The 21,391-nt window shown below is 70.9% G+C and carries 21 protein-coding genes and 1 tRNA gene; 9 read left to right on the top strand and 13 right to left on the bottom strand.

Features of this window, described 5'->3' with window-relative positions; translation table 11 throughout:
- From ABZS97_RS07170 to ABZS97_RS07155, 4 genes are all read right to left on the bottom strand, one after another.
- A partial coding sequence (locus ABZS97_RS07170; protein ID WP_356134517.1) for an iron-siderophore ABC transporter substrate-binding protein occupies positions 1–1,104 on the bottom strand: 1,104 nt, incomplete at its 3' end.
- Between the two features lie 39 nt (positions 1,105–1,143).
- Entirely contained in the window at positions 1,144–1,959 is an 816-nt protein-coding gene (locus ABZS97_RS07165) for an ABC transporter ATP-binding protein (RefSeq protein WP_356134515.1), read from the bottom strand.
- 68 nt (positions 1,960–2,027) lie between these two features.
- Positions 2,028–3,077, bottom strand: a complete 1,050-nt coding sequence (locus ABZS97_RS07160) for an iron ABC transporter permease (protein ID WP_356134513.1) — start codon at positions 3,075–3,077, stop codon at positions 2,028–2,030.
- On the bottom strand, positions 3,074–4,066 hold the full coding sequence (locus ABZS97_RS07155; RefSeq protein ID WP_356134534.1) for an iron ABC transporter permease: 993 nt from the start codon (positions 4,064–4,066) through the stop codon (positions 3,074–3,076). Before ABZS97_RS07155 ends, ABZS97_RS07160 begins: the two co-directional genes overlap by 4 nt.
- A 210-nt stretch (positions 4,067–4,276) precedes the next feature.
- Here ABZS97_RS07155 and ABZS97_RS07150 point away from each other — a divergent pair, with 210 nt between their 5' ends.
- Positions 4,277–5,131: a (2Fe-2S)-binding protein gene (locus tag ABZS97_RS07150; RefSeq protein WP_356134511.1), complete on the top strand. Its 855-nt coding sequence runs from the start codon at positions 4,277–4,279 to the stop codon at positions 5,129–5,131.
- Between the two features lie 3 nt (positions 5,132–5,134).
- Here ABZS97_RS07150 and ABZS97_RS07145 read toward each other — a convergent pair whose 3' ends face one another.
- Positions 5,135–6,583 carry an alginate lyase family protein gene (locus ABZS97_RS07145; protein ID WP_356134531.1) on the bottom strand — a complete coding sequence of 483 codons (1,449 nt, stop codon included), beginning with the start codon at positions 6,581–6,583 and terminating at the stop codon, positions 5,135–5,137.
- Positions 6,584–6,723: 140 nt separating this feature from the next.
- Entirely contained in the window at positions 6,724–7,101 is a 378-nt protein-coding gene (locus ABZS97_RS07140; protein WP_356134509.1) for a hypothetical protein, read from the bottom strand.
- Positions 7,102–7,330: 229 nt separating this feature from the next.
- On the opposite strand from ABZS97_RS07140, the gene ABZS97_RS07135 reads away from it, so the two are divergent.
- Complete coding sequence (locus ABZS97_RS07135; protein WP_356134507.1) at positions 7,331–8,173, top strand: SMP-30/gluconolactonase/LRE family protein; 843 nt, start codon at positions 7,331–7,333, stop codon at positions 8,171–8,173.
- A gap of 108 nt (positions 8,174–8,281) precedes the next feature.
- Here ABZS97_RS07135 and ABZS97_RS07130 read toward each other — a convergent pair whose 3' ends face one another.
- Together ABZS97_RS07130 and ABZS97_RS07125 are read right to left on the bottom strand one after the other, a co-directional pair.
- On the bottom strand, positions 8,282–10,297 hold the full coding sequence (locus tag ABZS97_RS07130; protein WP_356134529.1) for an NADPH-dependent 2,4-dienoyl-CoA reductase: 2,016 nt from the start codon (positions 10,295–10,297) through the stop codon (positions 8,282–8,284).
- A gap of 276 nt (positions 10,298–10,573) precedes the next feature.
- A tRNA-Pro gene (locus ABZS97_RS07125) sits at positions 10,574–10,647 on the bottom strand.
- Positions 10,648–10,751: 104 nt separating this feature from the next.
- On the opposite strand from ABZS97_RS07125, the gene ABZS97_RS07120 reads away from it, so the two are divergent.
- The 4 genes from ABZS97_RS07120 to ABZS97_RS07105 all read left to right on the top strand — a co-directional run bounded on the left by ABZS97_RS07120 (position 10,752) and on the right by ABZS97_RS07105 (position 15,044).
- Positions 10,752–11,312, top strand: a complete 561-nt coding sequence (locus ABZS97_RS07120; RefSeq protein WP_356134505.1) for a DUF309 domain-containing protein — start codon at positions 10,752–10,754, stop codon at positions 11,310–11,312.
- 205 nt (positions 11,313–11,517) lie between these two features.
- Complete coding sequence (gene cobF, locus ABZS97_RS07115; RefSeq protein ID WP_356134503.1) at positions 11,518–12,288, top strand: precorrin-6A synthase (deacetylating); 771 nt, start codon at positions 11,518–11,520, stop codon at positions 12,286–12,288.
- A 125-nt stretch (positions 12,289–12,413) separates the two neighbouring features.
- The gene (locus ABZS97_RS07110; protein ID WP_356134499.1) at positions 12,414–14,498 is read left to right on the top strand and encodes an MDR family MFS transporter; all 2,085 of its coding nucleotides are present in this window, start codon (positions 12,414–12,416) and stop codon (positions 14,496–14,498) included.
- Positions 14,499–14,543: 45 nt separating this feature from the next.
- On the top strand, positions 14,544–15,044 hold the full coding sequence (locus ABZS97_RS07105; protein WP_356134497.1) for a hypothetical protein: 501 nt from the start codon (positions 14,544–14,546) through the stop codon (positions 15,042–15,044).
- Here the strand turns inward: ABZS97_RS07105 and ABZS97_RS07100 are convergent.
- Together ABZS97_RS07100 and ABZS97_RS07095 are read right to left on the bottom strand one after the other, a co-directional pair.
- Positions 15,031–15,777: a cobalt-precorrin-6A reductase gene (locus ABZS97_RS07100; protein WP_356134495.1), complete on the bottom strand. Its 747-nt coding sequence runs from the start codon at positions 15,775–15,777 to the stop codon at positions 15,031–15,033. The genes ABZS97_RS07105 and ABZS97_RS07100 overlap by 14 nt on opposite strands.
- Positions 15,778–15,798: 21 nt before the next feature.
- Positions 15,799–16,572 (bottom strand): sulfite exporter TauE/SafE family protein, encoded by a 774-nt coding sequence (locus ABZS97_RS07095; RefSeq protein WP_356134493.1) that lies wholly within the window; start codon positions 16,570–16,572, stop codon positions 15,799–15,801.
- A gap of 231 nt (positions 16,573–16,803) precedes the next feature.
- Between ABZS97_RS07095 and ABZS97_RS07090 the strand changes: the two genes are divergently transcribed.
- Genes ABZS97_RS07090 through ABZS97_RS07080 form a run of 3 tightly spaced genes read left to right on the top strand, consistent with a single transcriptional unit; the run spans position 16,804 to position 18,374 of the window.
- The gene (locus ABZS97_RS07090) at positions 16,804–17,286 is read left to right on the top strand and encodes a DNA starvation/stationary phase protection protein (RefSeq protein ID WP_356134491.1); all 483 of its coding nucleotides are present in this window, start codon (positions 16,804–16,806) and stop codon (positions 17,284–17,286) included.
- Between the two features lie 41 nt (positions 17,287–17,327).
- Positions 17,328–17,669 carry a DUF3140 domain-containing protein gene (locus ABZS97_RS07085; protein WP_356134489.1) on the top strand — a complete coding sequence of 114 codons (342 nt, stop codon included), beginning with the start codon at positions 17,328–17,330 and terminating at the stop codon, positions 17,667–17,669.
- A gap of 45 nt (positions 17,670–17,714) precedes the next feature.
- A complete protein-coding gene (locus ABZS97_RS07080; protein ID WP_356134487.1) occupies positions 17,715–18,374 on the top strand; it encodes an endonuclease in 660 nt (219 codons plus the stop codon).
- Between the two features lie 67 nt (positions 18,375–18,441).
- On the opposite strand, the gene ABZS97_RS07075 is transcribed toward ABZS97_RS07080, so the two are convergent.
- The 3 genes from ABZS97_RS07075 to ABZS97_RS07065 are packed head-to-tail and all read right to left on the bottom strand — an operon-like array spanning position 18,442 to position 21,367.
- Positions 18,442–19,134 (bottom strand): SDR family oxidoreductase, encoded by a 693-nt coding sequence (locus ABZS97_RS07075; protein WP_356134485.1) that lies wholly within the window; start codon positions 19,132–19,134, stop codon positions 18,442–18,444.
- Positions 19,131–20,012 carry a cupin domain-containing protein gene (locus ABZS97_RS07070; protein WP_356134483.1) on the bottom strand — a complete coding sequence of 294 codons (882 nt, stop codon included), beginning with the start codon at positions 20,010–20,012 and terminating at the stop codon, positions 19,131–19,133. Before ABZS97_RS07070 ends, ABZS97_RS07075 begins: the two co-directional genes overlap by 4 nt.
- Positions 20,009–21,367 carry an amidohydrolase family protein gene (locus ABZS97_RS07065; protein ID WP_356134481.1) on the bottom strand — a complete coding sequence of 453 codons (1,359 nt, stop codon included), beginning with the start codon at positions 21,365–21,367 and terminating at the stop codon, positions 20,009–20,011. The genes ABZS97_RS07070 and ABZS97_RS07065 overlap by 4 nt, the downstream gene beginning before the upstream one ends.
- Between the last annotated feature and the right edge of the window lie 24 nt (positions 21,368–21,391).

Here is a 21,391-nt window from a genome sequence, read left to right as displayed (position 1 = left end):
AGTAGCCGGGCTCCACGATCGTGGTGTGGATGTTGTACGGCTCGACGTCGTAGCGCAGGGACTCCATCCAGCCCTCTTCCGCGAACTTGCCGGAAGGTCCACGCCGGTGGCCTTGGCCACGTCGGCGAGCATCTGCTCGGCCGCCTGGACGCCGATGCCGGACATCCAGGTCTCGTCCGGAACCTCGAAGACCTTCTTGTTCTTGACGGCGCCCAGGTCCTTCCAGACCGGGTTGGAGGTGACGGCCTTCTGCTGGGTCTTGTCCGGGGTGTCGGCGGTGGTGACGAAGATCAGGTCGGCGTCCGCACGGTCGATCTGCTCGGGGCTGACGTCCTTCATGGTCACGTCCGGGTCGTCGGAGACCTGGGAGGCCGGGCGCTTGAGGCCGATGTCGTTCAGAACGATGCCGCTGTAGGAGTTGGACTGGTACAGGCGGGTCGGTCCGGCGATGAAGCGGACGACCGACGCGGTCGGCATCGTGCCGCCGTCCTTCTTCTTGATGGCCGCGCCGAGCGCCTTGGCGCGGGTCTCGTACTCCTTGAGCTTCGCCGCGGCCTCGCTCTCCAGGCCGAGCGCCTTGGCGTGCACCTTCAGGTTGGCCTTCCAGGGGCCGCCGGTGGTCTCGGTGAAGACGGTCGGGGCGATCGCGCTGAGCTTGTCGTAGACCTTCTCGTGCCGGACCTTGGAGGACAGGATCAGGTCGGGCTTGAGCGAGGCGATCAGTTCGAGGTTCGGCTCCAGCAGCGGGCCGACGTCCTTGGTGCCGTCCAACTCGCCCTTCAGGTAGGTCGGGAAGCCGCCCTCCGTCTTGAAGTGCGGGGCGACGGCGCCGACCGGGTCGATGCCGAGCAGGGTGACGTCGTCCAGCTCGCCGGTGTCGAGTACGACGACCTTCTTCGGCTTGGACGGGATCTTCACGTCACCCATCACGGTCTTGAGGGTGCGCGGGAATCCGGCGAACGCGGCACCGGCGTTCGCCGCGTCGTCCTTCGTGCCGGAGTCCTTGTCGCTGCCGCAGGCGGCCAGCGCCGCGGTGCCGAGCACGACGGCGAGCAGCACGGCGAGGAGCCGGCCGATTCCGCGCAGGGGGGATCGCAAGAGCATGGGGGGTTCGTCTTTCTGGTAGGGGTACGGAGGTGCGGGTCAGGCGGACGCGGTGGTGCGCCGTAGGGCACTGCTCCTGGGGACGACCAGCGGTGTGCCGGTCTCCGGGTCGGGAATCACCCGGCAGTCCACGTCGAACACGGCCTTGACCAGCTCCGCGTCGAGTACGTCGGCGGGTGTTCCGGCGGCGGCGAGGCGCCCGTCCTTGAGGACCACCATGTGGTCCGCGTAGCGGGCGGCCTGTCCGAGGTCGTGCAGCACCATGACCACGGTGCGGCCGGCCTCGGCGTGCAGCGCGGCGACCAGGTCGAGTACGTCGAGCTGGTGCCGCAGGTCGAGGAAGGTGGTGGGTTCGTCGAGCAGCAGCAGTTCGGTGTCCTGGGCCAGTGCGAGGGCGATCCAGGCGCGTTGGCGCTGACCGCCGGAGAGCTGGTCGACGGGGTGGTCGCGCAGCTCCGCCGTGCCGGTGCGCTCCAGGGCGTTCTCGACCGCCGTCTGGTCGGCGGCGGACCAGGGGCTCAGCAGCCGCTGGTGCGGATAGCGGCCGAGTCGTACGAGTGCTTCGACGGTGATCGCCTCCGGGGTGACCGGCTGCTGCGGCAGGAGCCCCATCCGGCGGGCGAGCGCACGTGCGGACAGCCGGTGGATGTCGGCGCCGTCGAGGGCCACGGTCCCGGCGGCCGGTGCGAGCAGTCGGCTCAGGCCGCGCAACAGGGTGGACTTTCCACAGGCGTTGGGACCGACGATCGCGGTGACGGCGCCGCCGGGCAGCGTCAGATCGAGGCCGCCGACCACGAGCCGGTCGCCGTAGCGCAGGTCGAGTCCCTGCGTGGAGAGCTGGTTGGCGGCGGTCATCGATGGCTCCTGCGAACGAGTCATGGGTGACTCTTCGGGACGGGTCATGGCCGACTCCTGGGGGCGAGTCATGTCTGGCTCCGGTGGACGGGGGCGCTCTGGCGGAACATCAGCACCAGCAGCCAGGGGGCGCCGAGCGTCGCGGTGACCGCGCCGACCGGCAGCCCTTCGACGGGCAGCAGGTGCTGCACCACCAGGTCGGAGGCGAGCAGCAGGACGGCTCCGGTGAGAGCGGCCAGGGTCAGCGAGCCGGCGGTCGGCGGTCCCGTGACGAACCGCACGAGGTGGGGTACGGCGAGCGCCACGAAGGTCACGGGACCGGCGAGCGCGGCGGCCAGCGAGGCCAACACCACGGCGATGAGGAGGAGTTGGAGGCGCGCTGTGGAGGTACGCAGGCCGAGGGCGCCCGCGGAGTCGTCGCCCAGGTCGAGCACGGCGAGCGAGCGGTGCAGGGCGAAGGTGGCGATCAGCGCGAGCGCCATGGCACCGCTCGCGCCCCACACCTCGGTCCATGTGCGTCCGTACACGGACCCGGTCGTCCACTGGAGCGCCGAACCGGCCAGCTCGGCCGGGAAGCGCACGATCATCAGGTTCACCGCGGCGGCGAGGCCCGCCTGCACCGCCAGTCCCATGAGAACGAGCCGGGTGACGGCAAGCCCGGAGCGCCAGGCGAATACGCCGAGCAGCAGGGCGGCGAGGAGACCGCCCGCCAGCGCGCCCAGCGGGATGAGCGTCTGCGAGGCACCGGCGGCCACCAGCGCGACCGCGCCGAGCGAGGCCCCGCCCGTCACGCCCATGACATCGGGTGAGGCGAGCGGGTTGCGGAACAGCCGCTGCAGGACGCTGCCGGCCGCGCCGAGTCCGGCACCGGCGACGATCGCCGCCACGGCCCGGGGCGCACGGAACTGCTGCACCACGAGCACGTCACCGGAGTCCCCGAGCCCGAACAGCGCCCGCAGCGCGGTGGTCGCGGGCAGCCGCATCTCCCCCGTGGTGAGGGCGACGGTGAGCAGGACGAGAAGCAGGAGAAGAGCGCAGACGCCGTACGCGAGGACACGGCGACGGTGGCGGGTACGGGCTCGACCGGCTCGTACGACTCCCGTGAGCACGGCGGTCATCGGGCCACCTTCCGTGCCAGGAGCGCCAGCAGGGGGGCGCCGAGGAAGGCGGTGACGATGCCGACCTCCAGCTCCGAGGGCCGCACCACGAGACGTCCGAGGACGTCGGCGGAGAGCAGCAGCAGCGGTCCGGCGATCAGACAGCCGGGCACCAGCAGCCGGTGGTCGCCGCCCAGCAGCGGTCGTACGAGGTGGGGAGCGGCGAGCCCGATGAAGGCGACCGGACCGGCCACGGCGACAGCGGATCCTGCGAGCAGGACCACCGCGATGCCTCCGGCCAGCCGGATCCTGGCCACCGGCACACCGAGCGCCTGCGCCGAATCGTCGCCCAGCGCAAGGGCGTTGAGGGCTGGCGCCACGGCCATGGCGACGATCAGCCCGAGCACCAGGGTCGGCAGCACCGGCCACAGGACGTCGAAGGTACGTCCTGACAGTGATCCGGCGAGCCAGAACCGCGCCTCGTCCAGGGTCCGTTGGCTGGCCAGCATGACCGCGGACGTCCAGGAGATCAGGACGAGTTGGAGCACGGTGCCGCCGAGCGCGAGCCGTACGGGGTCGATGTCCCCGGCACGCCGGGCGAGCGCCTGGGCGAACAGTGCGGCCGCGGCCGCTCCTGCGAAGGCGAACCACAGGTACTCGACGGGGCTGGTGAGATGCAGCGCGAAGATGGCGACGACGACCGCGAATCCGGCACCCGCGTTGATACCGAGGGTGGTCGGGGAGGCGAGCGGGTTGCGCGTGATGCCCTGGGCGACCGCACCGGCGACTCCGAGCGCGGCACCGACCGCGAGACCGATGACGGTACGCGGCAGCCGCAGCCCGGTCACCACGAGCGCGTCACGCCCCTGAGCATGGCCGAACAGTGCGTCGGCCACGGTGGGCAGGGGTATGGAGCGGGCTCCGAGGGCGAGGCTCAGCGCCGCGCAGAGCAGCAGGGCACCGATGCCGGTGAGGAACAGGGGAATGTGCCGGAAGGCACGGAAGGGCACACCCGTGGGTGCGGCCCGTTCGGTCGCAGTCACAAAACGTGAGCTTAGGTTAGGCATGCTTTACTTTTCAACCAGCCATGGAATGGCTGTGACGTGCACACCTTCCGGCCGTCGATACATCCGCACCCCCGAAGTCGTCCGCGTGATCCTTTGAGTAAGGTAAGGCTTACCTATGGATCCCGCAATGACGTCTCATGCTCAGGAGTACCGATGACCGTGGCCCTGGAGACCCCGCCGACCGCCGTCCCGCACGGCGTGCCCGGGCGCCTCTCCGTCGCCTACCGGCGCCTGGGCGACCTCTGTGAGGCACTGACCGTGCATATCGCGGACGGGAGCGCGGAGGGTCACCAAGTCGGGGTCACCGGAGCTGAATTGATCGACCGTCAGGAGGCGGCCGACGCATTCGTCGAGGCCGAGGCCCGGCGGATCCACGACCGCTACGGGCACACCGCGCGCCGGGACGTCGCCGCGTCCCGCGCTCTCCACGACTACGCGTGGTCGGTCGGTCTGCTGATGAGCGGGGTCTGGTACCTGGAGCGGCGGGTGCCGCTGCTCCGGCCCCAGGACGTACGGCTCGACCTCGCGTCCGGTGTGTTCATGATCACGCCGGGGTCTGAGCTGGTGTGTCTGCCCGACGACCCGGCCGCCCGCCTCCCGGGCGCCCGCGTCGTGCCCGACGAGCAGTCGCTGCACGCCGAGTTGAGGACGGCGGTCGCCGACCACATGCGGCCGCTCCTGTCCGCGCTCGGCCCGATCGTCAGGCGCGGGCCGCGCGCCCTGTGGGGCATGGTCGCCGACGACCTCGTGTCGGGGATCTGGTACCTCGGCCGCACACTCGGCGAGGAAGACGACGCCGTACAGGCCGCCACCGCCCTGCTGCCCTCCGCCGAGGCGCCGTTCCCCGGCGGCGCGGACTTCCGCCGGCTCACGGGCGCGGACGGCCGAGTGCACCCGACCCGCACCCGCACGGGGTGCTGTCTCTACTACACAGTCCGCCCCGCCGAGGCCTGCATCACCTGCCCCCGGACCTGCGACGCCGAACGGCTGCGCAGGCTGGAAGCCTGACGCCTACTCCTGACCGCCCGCCTGGCGTCGACGCAGCGCGAAGAAGCCGGCCGCAAGGGCCAGGACACCGGTGCCCGCGATGGCGGTGATGCCTCCGGCACCGCTGAGTGCCAGGTCGCCGCCGCCGGAGTCACCGCCCTGCGGCCGCCCACCCGCGGCTCCGGACGCGGACGGCGAGGCGGAGGCGGCGGACGACCCGGTCGCCGAAGGAGTGACTGTCGTACCGGTGCCGGTGCCGGTCGGGCCCGGCGTGCTCCTCGGCACAGAGACCTCCCCCGCGTCCCGGCTGAACGTCAGTGTTCCGAAGCCGAGTTGGTCGAATCCACCGCTGTTGGGGCCGTAGTCGCCACCGCCTCCCTCGGGCGCCGACTTGGCGGCGATCTGGGTGACGTAGGGCGCGGAAAGACCCCGGCGCTTGGTGTAATGGTTGGCGATCATTGCCCAGATCGGCCGCGTCATCGCCGGGTCCACGGCGGCCGCGCGGCTCGCGGTCTCCGCGCCCGACCACACGCCCGGGGCGCCCTTCCTGCGGGTGTTGGCGGTGTACGGCACATCCCCGCCCATGCTCCACTTGGCCACGTACTGGGCGCCCTTGAGGAAGCGGTTGTCGTCGTATCCGTACAGGTCGATGCCCTGGTTCCAGGCCATCTCGCAGATGGTCCCCATCAGGCCCACACCGAGCAGGGCGTGGCCCTGGTCGCGTCCCGCCTCGACCCACTCGGCGAGACCGTCGCCGTACACGACCGGGATCGCGTTCTTGACGGAGCCCATGCCCTCGCCGTGCTTGAAGTACGCGACCGCGCGGCCGACTTGGTCGCGGTCGTCGCAGAGGATGCCGATGGCGAGAACACAGGCGATGGCGGTCAGGTCCCAGTTGGCCCAGTAGTTGGTGGAGTAGGCGCCGTTGTGGTTGACGAGGAAGTCTTCACTGAGCGGCGCGAAGACCTCTTGCATCATCTTCTGGAAGCGGGCCAGTTCGAAGCCGTCGCGGTCGCGGACGAGTTCGGCGGCGTTGGCGAACTGATAGCCGTACAGACCTGCCGCAAGGAACCGGTCCGCGCTGCCGTCGAGCTGGGTCAGCTTCGCCGACCAGGCGTTGAGGATGGCGACGGCGGTGTCGGCGTGGGCGGTGTCGCCGCTGACGTGCCAACGCAGGGCGTTCTGGTAGGCGGCGTGGATGTCGTTGTAGAGCGTGACGTAGTTCTGGGGGCTTCCCGAGCCCCGGTACACCGTCGCCTGCGGATTCGGCGTCCAGCCGCTCTGCGCATGCCGGTTGGCCACGAGCTTGGCGAAGCCCGCCTTCCAACGGCCGCTGCCCGCCTTCACCTTGGCCGCCATCCGCTCCAGGTCGGCCCGGGTGTGCAGCATCCCCGGATGCGCGAACGCCCCGGCGGCCGCCGCGCCGGGAGCAAGGACGGTGCCACCGAGCGCGGCGGCACCGGCGCCCACCATCGTGACGGCACCCGCCATGCGAAGCGCTCCGCGCCGGGTGATCGGGCGTCCGCTGCTGTCCTGGTTCACGCGCTCACTCCTGAGGGGTGGGGGTCCCGTACGGAGTGGAGACGCGCGGGCCGCTCAGGGATAACAGAAACTCAGCAGTTCGGGACGGGATCCGTCTCGCTGTAGATCGCGGTGTCCTTCATGAAACCCAGCTGCCCGTTGTCGGCCTTCGTCATCAGCCAGCGCGTCGGGTGCGGTCCACCGACCCAGGCCTGGCCGTCCTCCTTGCAGTAGAACCAGCTCGGGTTGGAGTACATGCGGCCCACGATCGTGTTGGGATCCGGGTAGGAGTGGTTGTTGCCGATGATGCCGTAGACCGCTGCGCCAGAGACGTTGTTGCAGTACCAGTGGATGCTGTCACTGGTCCAACAGCCCGAGGCGGCGTGGGCGGACGGTGCCGCCACCGCGCCGAACCCCACGGCCAGCGCCGCCGTCGCCAACGCCGCGCCGATCTTCTTCTGCTTACGCATGGCTACCCCCGAGTCGGTGTCCGCCGAGCGGCGAACGATCAAGATGTGTCGATGGACGTGGTCCACGGCCACTCTGCCGAGCGCGGGCACCTCGGTCGATCCTTTCGATCCTGGTGGAACTGTCCAAACCTCGGCGATTCCCCGGCGCGTGTCGATTTCGGCGGTGTCCGTTCGTGTGGAGAGTGAGACGCCGGCAACATGTCGACGCGAGCGAAGGGACGTGACCGTCATGAGCGAGGTACGCACACTGCTCACGGGGCGGGGACTGGTGGAATCGCCGCGCTGGCACGGTGACCGGCTGTACTTCTCCGACTGGACCGCGGGCGAGGTCGTCGCGTTGGATCTCTACGGCCGCAGCGAGGTGGTCGCACAGGTCCGGTCGCTGCCCCTGTGCACCGCCTGGACCCCGGCCGAAGAGCTGCTGATCGTGTCGTCGCGGGACGGTCTGCTGCTGCGCCGCGAGCCCGACGGGACGCTTGTCGCGTACGCGGATCTCGGCAGGCCCGGCTGGAACGACATCGTGGTGGACGGCCGCGGCAACGCCTACGTCAACCGCGTTGACTTCGATCCGATGGCCGGGGAAGCGTCCAAGCCCGGCTTCGTCCACCTGGTCACTCCGGACGGCTCGGTCACCCAGGTCGCCGACGACATCGCGTTCCCCAACGGGATGGCGGTGACGCCCGACAACTCGACACTGATCGTCGCGGACTCGTACCGGCACAGCCTGGTCGCCTTCGACATCGAGGGGGACGGCAGCCTCTCCCGTCGGCGTGTCTGGGCCGACCTCGGCGAGGGCACACCGGACGGCATCTGCATCGACGCGCACCAGGCCGTCTGGTACGCCGACGTCCCCAACCGGCGGTGCGTACGCGTCGCCGAGGGCGGCAAGGTCCTGCACACCCTCGAACTGGACCGCGGCGGCTTCGCCTGCGCCCTCGGCGGCCCCGACGGCACCACCCTCTTCGTCGTGACCGCCCAATGGCAGGGCATGACCGCGAGCGAGATGGTGCCCGCCGGAACCGGCCAGGTACTGGCCGTCGACGTGGAGGTCCCGGGGGCGGGTTGGCCGTGACCTCGGCGGGGCCGCAGTCGCCGGGCCCGCATCGGTGATCCGACGGACCCAGCGACCCGCGTCCGGTGACCCGCGACCCGCGACCCGCGACCCGCGACCGGCGACCGGCTACAGAGCGGCGGCCACCTCGGTGCCCTGCTTGATGGCACGCTTGGCGTCCAGTTCGGCGGCCACGTCGGCGCCACCGATGAGGTGCACGCTGCGGCCCGCGGCGCTGAGCTCCTCGTACAGGTCCCGGCGCGGCTCCTGCCCGGTGCACAGCACGATGGTGTCGACCTCCAGGACCTGGCTGGTCCCCTCGACGGTGACGTGCAGCCCGGCGTCGTCGATCCGGTCGTACTGGACACCGGGGACCATGGTGACGCCGCGGTGCTTGAGCTCGGTGCGATGGATCCACCCGGTGGTCTTGCCCAGGCCGGCGCCGACCTTGCTGGCCTTGCGCTGCAGCAGGTGGACCGTACGCGGCGGGGCGGGCCGCTCGGGCGCGGCGAGGCCGCCGGGGGCCCGGTAGTCCATGTCGACGCCCCAGGCACGGAAGTACGTCGCCGGGTCCTCGCTCGCCTTGTCGCCGGCGTCGGTCAGGTATTCGGCGACGTCGAAGCCGATGCCGCCGGCGCCGAGGATGGCGACACGGTCGCCGACCGGGGCTCCGTCGCGCAGCACGTCGAGGTAGCCGACGACGCTGGGGTGGTCGACGCCCTCGATGTCGGGGGTGCGCGGGCTGACGCCGGTGGCGACGACGACCTCGTCGAAGCCGGCCAGGTCCCCGGCGGCGACGGGGGTGTTCAGCCGTACGTCCACGCCGTGGTCCTGGAGCTGGGTGCGGAAGTAGCGGATCGTCTCGTCGAACTCCTGCTTGCCGGGCACCTTGCGGGCCACGTTCAGCTGGCCGCCGATCTCGCCCGCCGCGTCGTAGAGCGTGACGTCGTGGCCACGCTCCGCCGCGGAGACCGCGCAGGCCAGGCCCGCCGGGCCGGCGCCGACCACGGCGACGCGCTTGCTGCGGCGGGTCGGGGACAGCACGAGCTCCGTCTCGTGGCAGGCGCGCGGGTTGACCAGGCAGGAGGTGATCCGGCCGCTGAAGGTGTGGTCGAGGCAGGCCTGGTTGCAGCCGATGCAGGTGTTGATCGCCTCGGGGCGGCCCGCCGCGGCCTTGGCGACGAAGTCGGGGTCGGCCAGCATCGGCCGGGCCATCGACACCAGGTCGGCGTGCCCCTCGGCGAGCAACTCCTCGGCGATCTCGGGGGTGTTGATGCGGTTGGTCGTCACCAGCGGGACCGAGACGGCGCCCATGACCTTCTTGGTCACCCAGGCGTACGCACCGCGCGGCACCGACGTCGCGATCGTCGGGATACGGGCCTCGTGCCAGCCGATGCCGGTGTTGATGATCGTCGCCCCGGCGGCCTCCACGGCGCGGGCGAGCGTGATCACCTCGTCCAGCGAGGATCCGCCCGGGACCAGGTCCAGCATCGACAGGCGGTAGATGATGATGAAGTCGTCGCCGACCGCCTCGCGCACCCGCCGCACGATCTCCACGGGGAAGCGCATGCGGTTCTCGTACGAGCCGCCCCAGCTGTCGGTGCGCTGGTTGGTCTGCCGGGCGATGAACTCGTTGATCAGGTAGCCCTCGGAGCCCATGATCTCGACACCGTCGTACCCCGCCTGCCGGGCCAGCCGGGCCGCGCGGGCGTAGTCCTCGATGGTCTGCTCGACCTCGTCCCCGGTCAGTGCGCGCGGCACGAACGGGCTGATCGGCGCCTGCAGGGCGCTCGGCGCGACCAGGTCCGGGTGGTAGGCGTACCGCCCGAAGTGCAGGATCTGCATCGCGATCTTCCCGCCCGCGCCGTGCACCGCGGCGGTGATGGCGGTGTGCTCCTCGGCCTCCGCCTCGGTGGTCATCTTCGCCCCGCCCTCGCCCGGCCGGCCGGCGTCGTTGGGGGCTATACCGCCGGTGACGATGAGTCCCACTCCGCCGCGTGCCCGGGCGGCGTAGAACTCCGCCATGCGCTCGAAGCCGCCGTCGGCCTCCTCCAGCCCCACGTGCATGGAGCCCATGAGTACCCGGTTGGGCAGCGTGGTGAAGCCCAGGTCGAGCGGGTTCAGCAGGTGCGGGTAGCGGCTCACGGGGGCCTCCGTACGGGGTGTCATGTCCTCTGTTGTAGACGACGAACAACGCCTTATGCAACTAGTTGCACAAGGCGCGAAGGGTGAGGCCAGTCACGGAGGCGTACGGGGAGTCGTCGTAGTACGGAGGGCCGGCGGGCGGCGGGCAGACCTGGCAGGGGATGCCGCCCACGAGCCTCTCGCGGGCCGCGGTGCTCTGGCGCACAGGTGCACAGGCGCTCGGCCAAAACGAAAAAGGCCCCCACAGGCTCTCGCCTGCGAAGACCCTTCGCACCGTCGGGACGACAGGATTTGAACCTGCGACCCCTTGACCCCCAGTCAAGTGCGCTACCAAGCTGCGCCACGTCCCGGTGCGCTTTTCGTCGCGGTGACCCGCGTGATCGCGCAGGACAACACTACCGCACCCCGGAGGGTGCCCTCGGCGTCGTCCCGGACAGCGCGCGACAATCGCCGTATGAGTGTGAACAGCAGGGGAGGTACGAGCGACCCGCACACCGCGCCCGGGGCCGGGGCCGACGCGGGGCGCGACCGGGACGTGGAGGGGCGGGCTCGCAGCGCCCGGCCGCGGGACGGCCTGGGCAGACCGCTGCCGTACGGCACCGAGGGCGTCGAACGGCAGCCGGAGGGCGTCGTCCGCACACCCGGGGCGACCGTCGCCGAAGCTCAGGCCCTGCTGACGGCGGGCAAGCCCTTCCACGCCCACGAGGTGTTCGAGGACGCGTGGAAGTCGGGTCCGGAGGACGAGCGCGGACTGTGGCGGGGCCTCGCCCAGCTCGCGGTGGGCCTCACCCACGCGGCACGCGGCAACATCACGGGCGGCGCCAGGCTGCTGCGGCGCGGGGCGGGCGCGGCCGAGGAGTGGTGCACGACGGCGGGGCAGGAGCGCCCGTACGGCATCGACCTCCCTCATCTGGCTGTGTGGGCACGGGAGTTGGCGGGCGTCCTGGAGAGCGAGGGGGCGGCGGTCGACGCGCGTGCATGGGCGCCCCGGCTGGGCGGCGGGGACGCGGCCTGAGCAACGGCGTATGTGCTGCACATCGGGTTCGCGCGTAGCCAGGTTGCGCCTGAGACCGGGGCCGCGCGGGACGGCGTGCGCCGGACACCGGGAGGCCGCGGACGCAGGTCGCCGCGCGCATCCCGCGTGCGGCGCCACATGTATGCACCGCACCCATCCCGGGTGCGGTGCATCCGTTGTCAGTGGCGTGCGGCAGACTCGGGGCGTGCGAAAGATTCATGTCATCGGTATTGGCGCGGGCGATCCCGACCAGCTCACCCTGCAGGCGGTCAAGGCGCTGAAGAGCACGGACGTGTTCTTCATCCTGGACAAGGGCGAGGTGAAGTCGGACCTCGTGCAGCTGCGGCGTGACATCCTCGACGCGCACATACCGGACGGGGCGTACCGACTGGTCGAGGCGCGCGACCCGGACCGCGACCGCTCGGCCGGGGGCTCGGCGTACTCGCCGGCGGTCGGGGACTGGCGCAGCGCCCGGGCGGACATCTTCGAGCGGCTCATCACCGAGGAGCTGGGCGAGGACGAGAGCGGCGCGTTCCTGGTGTGGGGCGACCCCGCGCTGTACGACAGCACGCTCGGGATCCTGGAGGAGGTCCTCGCCCGGGGCGCGGTGGACTTCGCGTACGACGTCGTGCCGGGCATCAGCAGCGTCTCCGCGCTCGTCGCCAGGCACCGCACGGGGCTGAACCGGGTCGCGCGTCCGGTCCAGATCACCACGGGCCGCCGTCTCGCGGAGGGCTTCCCGGAGGGCGTCGACGACGTCGTGGTCATGCTGGACGCCCACCAGGCCTTCCGGCAGTACGCCGAAGAGGACATCGACATCTACTGGGGCGCCTACATCGGCACGCCCGACGAGATCCTGGCCTCCGGCCCCCTCGCCGAGGCAGCTCCCCGCATCGAACGGCTGCGTGCCGAGGCCCGGGAGCGCAAGGGCTGGATCATGGACACGTATCTGCTGCGCAGGAATCCGCGAGGGTAGTTCGGTTCCGTTCTGCGCGACGGCTGGGCCCCCCGAGGAGGCCCGGCGTCGCACGGGGCGGGGCAGGGTACGCCGGGCGGGTCGTTCCGCATGCGCGCCACGCCCGCCGGTGTGAAAGTGGCGATGTGACGACCACCCAGGAATCCGCGCCGCCTGCTGCCGAGGCCGCCGCTCCACCGGTGCTGGACAAGCGGCGCCGCAACGTCGTCTTCGTGACGATCATGCTGGGCATGCTCCTGGCGGCCCTGGACCAGACGATCGTGGGCACCGCCCTGCCGACGATCGTGTCGGACCTGGGCGGCGCCTCCCACATGTCGTGGGTGGTGACGTCGTATCTGCTGGCCGAGACCGTTGCGACGGTGCTGGTCGGCAAGTTCGGTGACCTGTTCGGCCGCAAGGTGGTCTTCCAGGCGTCGGCGATCATCTTCATCACCGGTTCGTTCCTGTGCGGTCTGGCCACCAACATGTCGCTGCTGATCGCCTGGCGGGCGATGCAGGGAATCGGCGCGGGCGGTCTGATGGTCACCGCGATGGCGCTCATCGCGGACGTCATTCCGCTGCGTGAGCGCGGCAAGTACCAGGGCGCGATCGGCGCCGTCTTCGGCGTGGCGACCGTCATCGGGCCGCTCCTCGGCGGTCTGTTCACCGACCATCTGACCTGGCGCTGGGCCTTCTACGTCAACGTGCCCATCGCGATCGTCGTGGTCATTGCCGCGGCCCGCAACATCCCCGTGGTGAAGTCGGCGACCCGCCCCGTCATCGACTACCTCGGCATCGCGTTCGTCGCGATCGGCGCCAGCTCCCTGATCCTGGCGACGAGTTGGGGCGGCAACGAGTACGCGTGGGGCTCGGCCACGATCATCGGCCTCTTCGCGGCCGGGGTGATCGCCCTCGGCCTGTTCTGCTGGACCGAGACGCGGGCCGCCGAACCGATGCTGCCGATGCGCCTGTTCGGGAACCCCGTCTTCACCGTGTGCTCGATCCTCAGCTTCATCGTGGGCTTCGCGATGCTCGGCGCGATGACGTTCCTGCCGACCTATCTGCAGTACGTCGACGGGGACTCGGCCACGGTCTCCGGCGTGCGGACGCTGCCCATGGTGATCGGCCTGCTCATCGCGTCCATCTTCAGCGGCAACGTGATCAGCAAGACCGGGCAGTACCGCTTCTTCCCCATCGTGGGTTCGCTGGTGATGGCGGCCGGACTGTATCTGCTCTCACGCCTGGGCCCGGACACCAGCGCGTGGCTGGCGTCGCTGTACATGTTCGTCCTGGGCACCGGTATCGGCCTGTGCATGCAGGTGCTGACGATCGCCGTGCAGAACACCGTCGACTACGCCGACCTCGGCACCGCGACGTCCGGCGTCACCTTCTTCCGTACGCTGGGCAGTTCGTTCGGCACCGCCGTGTTCGGCACGATCTACACGAACACCCTGAAGACGAACCTGACCGACGGGGTCAAGGCCGCTGCAGGGACCGGCGCGGCGGATCCCGCCACCATCGCCAAGGCCTCCCAGAGCCCCGAGGGGCTGCACGACCTGCCGTCGGCGGCGGCCGCACCTCTCATCAAGGCGTACGCCGACACGCTCCAGACCGTTTTCCTCTGGACGGTGCCGGTCGCCCTCCTCGGCTTCTTCGTCGCCCTTTTCCTCAAACAGGTGCAGCTGCGCGACAGTGCACGGATGGGCTCGACGGACATGGGCGAGGGCTTCGCGTCCCCGTCCGGCGCCGACTCGCAGCGGGTCCTGGAGGCCGCGGTCGGAAAGATCATCGGCGGTACGGAGCTGGAAACCACGCGCCGTATCGTCAACGAGTCGGACACCCGGCTCGACGTGGCGGGCGCGTGGGCGGTGATGCACGTGCATCTGTTCACGAAGCTGGTCGGGCACGCCAACCTCGGACTGATCGCCGCCAGCCACCACCTGCCTCCCGAGATCCTGGTGCCGGTCTTCGACCGCATGGTCGACGAGGGCTACCTCACCCGGGAAGGCACCCTCTTCTCGCACACCCCGGCGGGCGAGCGCGAGGCACAGGTCATCGGCGACGCCTGGGGCAGCTGGCTCGCTCAGCGCGTGGAACAGGACCTCGGCCGCCCGTCGAGCGAGGACCTCCGCGCAGCCGTCCACACCATCGCCAAGCGCCTCCTGGCAGAGGACCTGGCCCAGGAACTCCCAAGGCGCACCCCGGCGGCGGCAGTCGCCGCGGCCCACTGAGAAACCCGGGTGCCGCGCAGGGCACGCGGACCGCATACTCGGTCCATGTCCCCCGCACCGACCCGTTTCCGTGACCCGCTCCACACGAAGTACCAGTTCGTGGACTCGGTTCTGGTGCGCTGCCCGCGGTGCGAGCGGATCGCTCATGTCGTGCCGCGCGCGGAGGCCGAACCCGGCGCCCGGCCCGGGGTGTTCGATCCTCGAAGCCTCGTCTGCCGCGCCTGCGGGCTGTCCAGAACATGGGCCGAACGATCGGTCATGTTCTCCGGGAGCTCCCTCGCGCCCGCTCGTGACCCGTACTTCCGCGTCCCGCTGTGGCTCCGGACGGGGACCCGTCACGGCAGGTTGTGGGCGTACAACCTTGAACACCTGGAGCTGCTCCGGCAGTTCGCCGCGGCCTCGCTGCGGGAGCGGGACCCCTGGTACGAGCACGGGCGGAAGATGACCTACGTCGCCCGGCTGCCCGCCTGGATCAAGAGCGCCAAGAACCGGGACGAGGTGCTGCGCGCCGTCGACCGGATGCGTGCGTCCGTCACGGAAGCCTGAGGCCCAGCCGCTCCAGTACGCCCGGTACGTCCGGGACCGCGGCCGTGCCCTCCGGCAGCTGTGGACGTGGTACGACCACCACGGGCAGGCCGAGCCCCCGCGCGGCCACCAGCTTCGCCGCGGTCGCCGCTCCCCCGCTGTCCTTGGTGACCAGGACGTCGATGCGGTGCTCGCGCAGGAGCGCGGTCTCGTCGTCCACCGTGAAGGGGCCGCGGGCGAGCAGCACTTCGGTGTGCGCGGGGAGCGGTCGCTCGGGCGGCTCCACAGAGCGTACGAGGAAGTGGAGTTCGGGCAGGTCGGCGAAGGCCGCGAGGCCGAGCCGGCCGGTGGTGAGGAAGACGCGGCGGCCCAGCGAGGGCAGCAGCGCCGCGGCTTCGGTGAGGGAGGCCGCCGCATGCCAGCGGTCGCCGGGCTCGGGGCGCCAGCCCGGGCGGCGCAGCACCACGGCCGGGACGCCGGTCGCCGCCGCGGCCGCCGCCGCGTTGGCCGTGATGCCCTCGGCGAAGGGGTGTGTGGCGTCGACGACGGCGTCCACCTCGTGCTCACACAGCCAGGCGGCCAGCCCCTGCGCCCCGCCGAACCCACCGACGCGTACGTCCCCTTGCAGCGGCCCCGGCCGGGACACCCGGCCCGCCAGCGACGAGGTCACGCGCACACCGGGGCACGCCGAGAGCGCGGCGGCGAGTTCACGCGCCTCGGTGGTACCGCCGAGGACCAGGACGTGCGGGGACATGGCGTCGAGCCTACGAGAGCGTCAGCGCAGCAGGAGCTGCACCCCTCCCACCACCGTCGCCGCGATGACCAGCTGTTCGAACAGCCGCTGGTTGATCCGGGTCACGGCCCACTTGCCGAGGAGCGCACCCGGCACCACGAACACCGCGAGCGCCGCGTCCAGCAGCAGCGAGTGCCCGTCGATCAGGCCGAGGCCGACGCTGAAGGGCACCTTGGAGATGTTGACGATCAGGAAGAAGAAGGCAGAGGTGCCCAGGAAGCCGAGTTTCCGGAAGCCGGCCGACAGGAGGTACATCGACATGACGGGGCCGCCCGCGTTGGCGACCATGGTGGTGAAGCCGCCGAGGATGCCGTAGGAGCGGGCCTTGATCCGCCCTGTGGGGGTTGTCACCGCGTCGGGTTCGGCGTCCTGGACGGCGGCCCGGCGGCGCCACATCGTGACCGCCGCCATCAGCAGCAGGATCGCGCCGATCGAGGTCCGTACGGCCCCGTCGTCGGCCCACACCAGGAACAGCGTGCCGAGGACGACGCCTGCGGCGACCGCCGGGAACAGTCGCCACAGCGTCGGCCAGTGGGCGTGCCGCCGGTAGGTGAGCACGGCGAGGACGTCGCCCACGATGAGGACGGGCAGGAGTACGCCGGTCGAGGCGCGGGCGGGCAGCACGGCGGCGAAGATCGCGAGACTGACCGTGTTGGCCCCGCTCACGGCGGTCTTCGAGAAGCCGACGAGCAGGGCCGCGGCGGCGAGAGCGGCGAACTCCCAGGAAGTCAGGTGCCAGAGCGTCATCGTGTTCATGCGGGAACCGATGCTAGGCCCACGCATCCGCCGTCGTCAGGAGCGTCTCGACAGGTGACACCTGTGGGTCGGCGAGGTCGTGGACGTAGCGCACCGGTTTTCGCCCCGCTGTCCTGGGCACCCGCGCCTCAGGGAGTGGTGGCGGTGCGCTGCCCGCGCCCGGTGGCACCCCGGTCCGTGACGGAGCTCGGGGCGCGACGACACAGACGACGGCACAAGGAGGACCTCAGTATGACCGTGGTGAAGAGCACGCTCTCCGACCTGGCCCGACAGGTCACCGGGGATGCGCTGCAGGACACCCTCGTGGATCTTCTCGGACTCTCACTCATCGGGAAGCAGGCCCACTGGAACATCGTGGGTCCCCGGTTCCGGACGATCCATCTTCAGCTCGACGAGGTGGTCGCCACGGCACGCGACTACGCCGACACGGTGGCGGAGCGTGCGGCGGCGCTCGGCGTTCCGCCGGACGGGCGTCCCGAGACCGTGGCGCAGAGCGGCACCCTGCCCGTTCCCAAGGACGGCTGGCTGCAGGACACCGAGGTCGTGAGCCTGCTCGTGGAGGCGCTGGAGACCGCGATCCGGCGGCTGCGCGAACGTATCGCGGCGACCGAGGAGTCCGATCTTGTCAGCCAGGACCTGCTCATCGGCATCACTGCCGAGCTGGAGAAGCAGTTCTGGATGTTCCAGGCCGAGAACAGCCGGGCCGGCGACTGACCGGCACTCCGCGACGAGCACAGGGATGAGAGGGATACGCGATGACCGACGCCCTTGAACTCGACGCGCTGTGGGACGAGTTCCACCGCGTGGTGAACATGACCTCCCAGGAACTGGCGACCTGGCTGCGGGTCCGTGACGCCGGCGAGGAGACCGAGCCGCTGCCGGAACAGGCGGGCACGCCGACCGGGCAGCACGTCCTCGCGATCCTGCAGAAGCGGCGCACGGATCTCACCGACGACGACATCCGCACCATGTACGAGGTCGTGGACAGCGTCACCGCTCAGCGGGACGAGGCGAACGAGCCCGAGGCCGACGACACCCGGCGCCGCCACCGTCTGATGACAGTGGGGCACGATCCCCTCAAGCCACCCCATTCATAGGCTGGTCGAAGCCACGCCGGCCGCTCCCGACAAGGGGCCTGGACCATGGGCGCCAGACAGCAGCAAGTGATCGAGCGACTCGTCGCCTCGTGCGGGCGCACGTACGCCGAGGAGGCGGGCATCCGCCTGAGGAACACGCCGCAGCCGCTGTACCGCCTCCTCGTGCTGGCGTGTCTGCTGAGCGCACGCATCCGCAGCTCGACCGCGGTCGCGGCGGCGCGCGCCCTGTCCGATGCGGGCCTGCGCGATCCCCGGAGCATGGCGGCCGCGACCTGGCAGGAGCGGGTGGATGCCCTCGGCCGAGGCGGCTACCGGCGTTACGACGAGCGTACGTCTACCCAACTCGGCGACGGAGCCCAACTTCTGACGGATCATTGGGGCGGCGACCTGCGGCGTATGCGGGACGAGGCCGACGGGGACGTGGCGCGGCTGAGCGCGCTGCTCCAGGAGGTGCCCGGCCTCGGACCGGCCGGAGCGGACATCTTCCTGCGTGAGGTCCAGCTCGTCTGGCCGGAGGTCGCGCCGCGCTTCGACGCCAAGACCCTGGAGGGTGCGCGCCGCCTGGGCCTTCCGGACAGTCCCGGCCGGTTGGCCAGAATCACCGGCGCCACCGAACCGGCCCTGGTCGCGGCGGCGTTGGTGCGGACGGCGCTGGACAAGAACGTGGCGCAGGAGATCCTTGACGACGCCTCCGCACACGCGTGAGTCGACGACGCCCCGCGCAGACGTGCTTCGACCGTGGGACAGCGCCGACCGCCGCCCTCAGCTGAGCTCAGCTCAGCAGCCAGCCTCCGTCCACGCCGAGGTTGACCGCGTTGACCGAGCGGTTGCGGAGCAGGAAGTCCACGGCGTCCACCACGTCCCGCATGGTGGCCAGCCGGCCGGTGGGCGTTCGTGCGCGCAGACCCGCCAGGACCTCCTCGGGCTTGGCCGCCCAGTAGGGGCTGTCTCCGACGACGCCCGGGTGCACGGCGTTGACCCGGACGGGAGCCAGCTCGGTGGCGAGGGTGTGCACCAGGCCGGTCACGCCCGCGTTCACCGTGGCCACGGTCGTCGCCCCCGGGTACGGCCGTTCCTTGGCCTGTCCGCCGAACAGGACGACGGCACTCTCGTCGTGCAGCCGCGGGTGCAGCGTGTGCACGACCTCGGTGTAGCCGACGAGTTTGAGCGTGACGAGGTGGAGGGCGGCGTCGATGTCGTACGCGGCGACGCGGTTGTCGTCGCGGGAGATGCCGACGAGGACGAGATGGTCGACGCGGCCGAGGTCCGCCAGCGCCCCGGCGATCCCCCGCGGCCGGGAGAGGTCGAGGGCGATGCCGCGGGCCGCGCCGATCTCCTTGGCGACCGTGGCCGCCCGGTGGGCCTCGCGGCCGGTGAGGATCACCTCGTCGCCGCGCTCGGCGCGGAACCGGGCGATCTCGCGGCCGATCCCCGAGGTGCCTCCGATGACGACCACGCTGTTCATGGCTTCTCCTCCAGCGCCGTGCGCAGATGATCCCAGTCCCGGGTGAAGCGGTAGGAGTGGCGCGAGGGCGGTTGCGGTGCCTGTGTCTCCAGCCAGCGCACCGGAGTGTCACCGGCGTTGGCGAACCCGTGCACGCAACCGGCCCCCGCCCAGGCCGCGTCGCCCGGGCCGAGCCGGTGCCGCTCGCCGTCGAAGGTGGCGTCCACGGTTCCTTCCAGGATCAGATACGTCTCCTCGAACGGATGGTCGTGTGTCCGGGCCACACCGTCGGGGGCGTACTGCACCATGAACATGGTTGAGGACACCGCCCCCAGGTCGGCGTCCACCATCATCTTGACGGTGATGCCGCTGTAGACGAGCAGTGCGGTGCGCATGCTCGCCGATGCCGCCAGCAGGTCCTGGGACTGCTTGCCGGGGTCCATCTGTGCCCGTTCGAAGTGCCCGAACAGACGGGTGCGCGGATCGCGGACGTCGATGCGGACCGGTTGCCGGGCCGGGAGTGCGGGCACCTGCTGGGTGTCGTACCCGTAGCGGGCCCGCGGGACGGGCGCGAGCATGTCCGCCCAACGCGCGACGGTGTCTCCGGCGCCGCGCCAGGCGTGCGGCATTCCGGTGGGCAGCAGACCGTAGTCGCCCTCTTCGAGGAGGTACGAGCCTTCCGGCACGTCGAGGATCACGGATCCAGACACCATGTGGAACGTCTCCTCGTACGAGTGCACATGTGCGCCCACCACACCGTCCGGCCGTAGCTCGCAGATACCGAAGCCGGTGTGCACACTGCCGTCCGCCTCGGCGACGACCGCTCGGCGCCGGAACCCGTCGAGGTCGTAGGGGAGATCGGGCACGTTCGCGGCCCTGCGCACCAGGAAGGAGGTCATGCCCGGTCCCTCGCCTCCTTCGCCGCCAGCAGCCGGTCCCGCGACTCCTCCACCAGCCGCCGCGCCCGCCCGGTGTCGGCGAGCAGCCTGCCGTCCCGCTTGCGGACCATGCCGTCGACGATGACGGTGTCCACGTTGGACACGTCCGCGCTCAGCGTGACCGCGGCCGCCGCGTCGTGCACCGGAGCGACATTGAGCGCGGTGGCGTCGATCGCGACGATGTCGGCACGCTTGCCGGGGGTGAGGGAGCCGGTGCGGTCCTCCAACCGGGCGACATGCGCGCCGTTGAGCGTGGCGATGCCCAGCATCTGACGCGCCGTCAACATCGTTTCGGGGATGGGGACATCGGCCTCCCAGCAGGCGGCGTTGACGCGGGCTCGCTCGGCCGCGAAGGCCGCGCGGATCTGGGTGAACATGTCGCCGGGGACGGTGGTGACCACGTCGATGCTCAGGCTCGGCCGCAGCCCGTGCTCGATCGCCTTCATCACGGGCGGCCAGCCGTGCCCCATCTGCGTCTCGACCTGCGGTGCGATCGAGACCGTACCGCCGCTGTCTGCGACCATCCGCCACTCCTCGTCGCTGAGGTAGCAGCAGTGGACGTAGGTGGTGTCAGGGCCGAGCAGACCGAGGCCGTGGAGCTGCTTGACCATGCCGAAGCGGCCGGCCAGGCGGCCCATGGCGACGTGCACGGTGATCGGGAGGTCCAGCTCGCGCGCGAGGGCCCATTCGGAGATGACGACGTCGTTGATGCAGAAGCCGGGGCCGCGCGTGGCCAGCGCCATCGTCAACAGGCCGTCGTCGGAGGCGAAATGGCGCTCGCGGATGCGCCGGACGTCGTCACCCGGTATCGCGATCTTGCTGTCGAACCAGTAGTCCGCGAGTGAGGTGTTGGCGCTGCCGTACGCGTACTGCGCGCGGATACCGGTCTCCGCCAGGGCCTGGACCGCGGCGTCGGGGTGCTCGGGCGTGTTGTTGATGTGCGACCAGTCGACGAGCGTGGTGATGCCCGCGTCGAGGCATTCCAGGGAGCCGGCGAGGTTGCCCGCGTACACGTCCTCGGGTGTGTAGAGGGGGGCGAAGGTGTCGAGGACGTCCACGAAGTAGTCGTCGAGGGTGGCGTCGGGCGCGCAGCCGCGGATCGGCGCCTCCCAGGTGTGGCGATGGGTGTCGACGAAGCCGGGGACGACGATACGGCCCCTCATGTCGAGCACTTCGGCGTCGTCCGCGGCGGGGATCTCGCGGGCGACCGCCGTGATCCTGCCGTCCTCGACGAGGATGTCGCCCTGGGGCAGGTCCCCGATGTCCGGGTCCATCGAGACGACATGGCCCGAGCGCAGGAGCATCCGATGGGGCATGGCCCTTCCTCCCGTGGGGTGTTG

The sequence above is a fragment of the Streptomyces sp. NPDC005485 genome (assembly GCF_040606085.1).
GTDB lineage: Bacteria > Actinomycetota > Actinomycetes > Streptomycetales > Streptomycetaceae > Streptomyces.
The sequence above is the reverse complement of the archived record's forward strand: the minus strand, read 5'-3'. Positions and strand labels throughout refer to the sequence as shown.

Coding starts and splice junctions, on each gene's coding strand:
- ABZS97_RS07120 (WP_356134505.1), top strand. CDS start 10,752: ATGAGTGTGAACAGCAGGGGAGGTACGAGCGACCCGCACACCGCGCCC.
- ABZS97_RS07150 (WP_356134511.1), top strand. CDS start 4,277: ATGACCGTGGCCCTGGAGACCCCGCCGACCGCCGTCCCGCACGGCGTG.
- ABZS97_RS07080 (WP_356134487.1), top strand. CDS start 17,715: ATGGGCGCCAGACAGCAGCAAGTGATCGAGCGACTCGTCGCCTCGTGC.
- ABZS97_RS07165 (WP_356134515.1), bottom strand. CDS start 1,959: ATGACCGCCGCCAACCAGCTCTCCACGCAGGGACTCGACCTGCGCTAC.
- ABZS97_RS07160 (WP_356134513.1), bottom strand. CDS start 3,077: ATGACCGCCGTGCTCACGGGAGTCGTACGAGCCGGTCGAGCCCGTACC.
- ABZS97_RS07145 (WP_356134531.1), bottom strand. CDS start 6,583: ATGGTGGGCGCCGGTGCCGCCGCGCTCGGTGGCACCGTCCTTGCTCCC.
- ABZS97_RS07075 (WP_356134485.1), bottom strand. CDS start 19,134: ATGAACAGCGTGGTCGTCATCGGAGGCACCTCGGGGATCGGCCGCGAG.
- ABZS97_RS07065 (WP_356134481.1), bottom strand. CDS start 21,367: ATGCCCCATCGGATGCTCCTGCGCTCGGGCCATGTCGTCTCGATGGAC.
- ABZS97_RS07095 (WP_356134493.1), bottom strand. CDS start 16,572: ATGAACACGATGACGCTCTGGCACCTGACTTCCTGGGAGTTCGCCGCT.
- ABZS97_RS07100 (WP_356134495.1), bottom strand. CDS start 15,777: ATGTCCCCGCACGTCCTGGTCCTCGGCGGTACCACCGAGGCGCGTGAA.
- ABZS97_RS07135 (WP_356134507.1), top strand. CDS start 7,331: ATGAGCGAGGTACGCACACTGCTCACGGGGCGGGGACTGGTGGAATCG.
- ABZS97_RS07140 (WP_356134509.1), bottom strand. CDS start 7,101: ATGCGTAAGCAGAAGAAGATCGGCGCGGCGTTGGCGACGGCGGCGCTG.
- ABZS97_RS07105 (WP_356134497.1), top strand. CDS start 14,544: ATGTCCCCCGCACCGACCCGTTTCCGTGACCCGCTCCACACGAAGTAC.
- ABZS97_RS07070 (WP_356134483.1), bottom strand. CDS start 20,012: ATGACCTCCTTCCTGGTGCGCAGGGCCGCGAACGTGCCCGATCTCCCC.
- ABZS97_RS07090 (WP_356134491.1), top strand. CDS start 16,804: ATGACCGTGGTGAAGAGCACGCTCTCCGACCTGGCCCGACAGGTCACC.
- ABZS97_RS07085 (WP_356134489.1), top strand. CDS start 17,328: ATGACCGACGCCCTTGAACTCGACGCGCTGTGGGACGAGTTCCACCGC.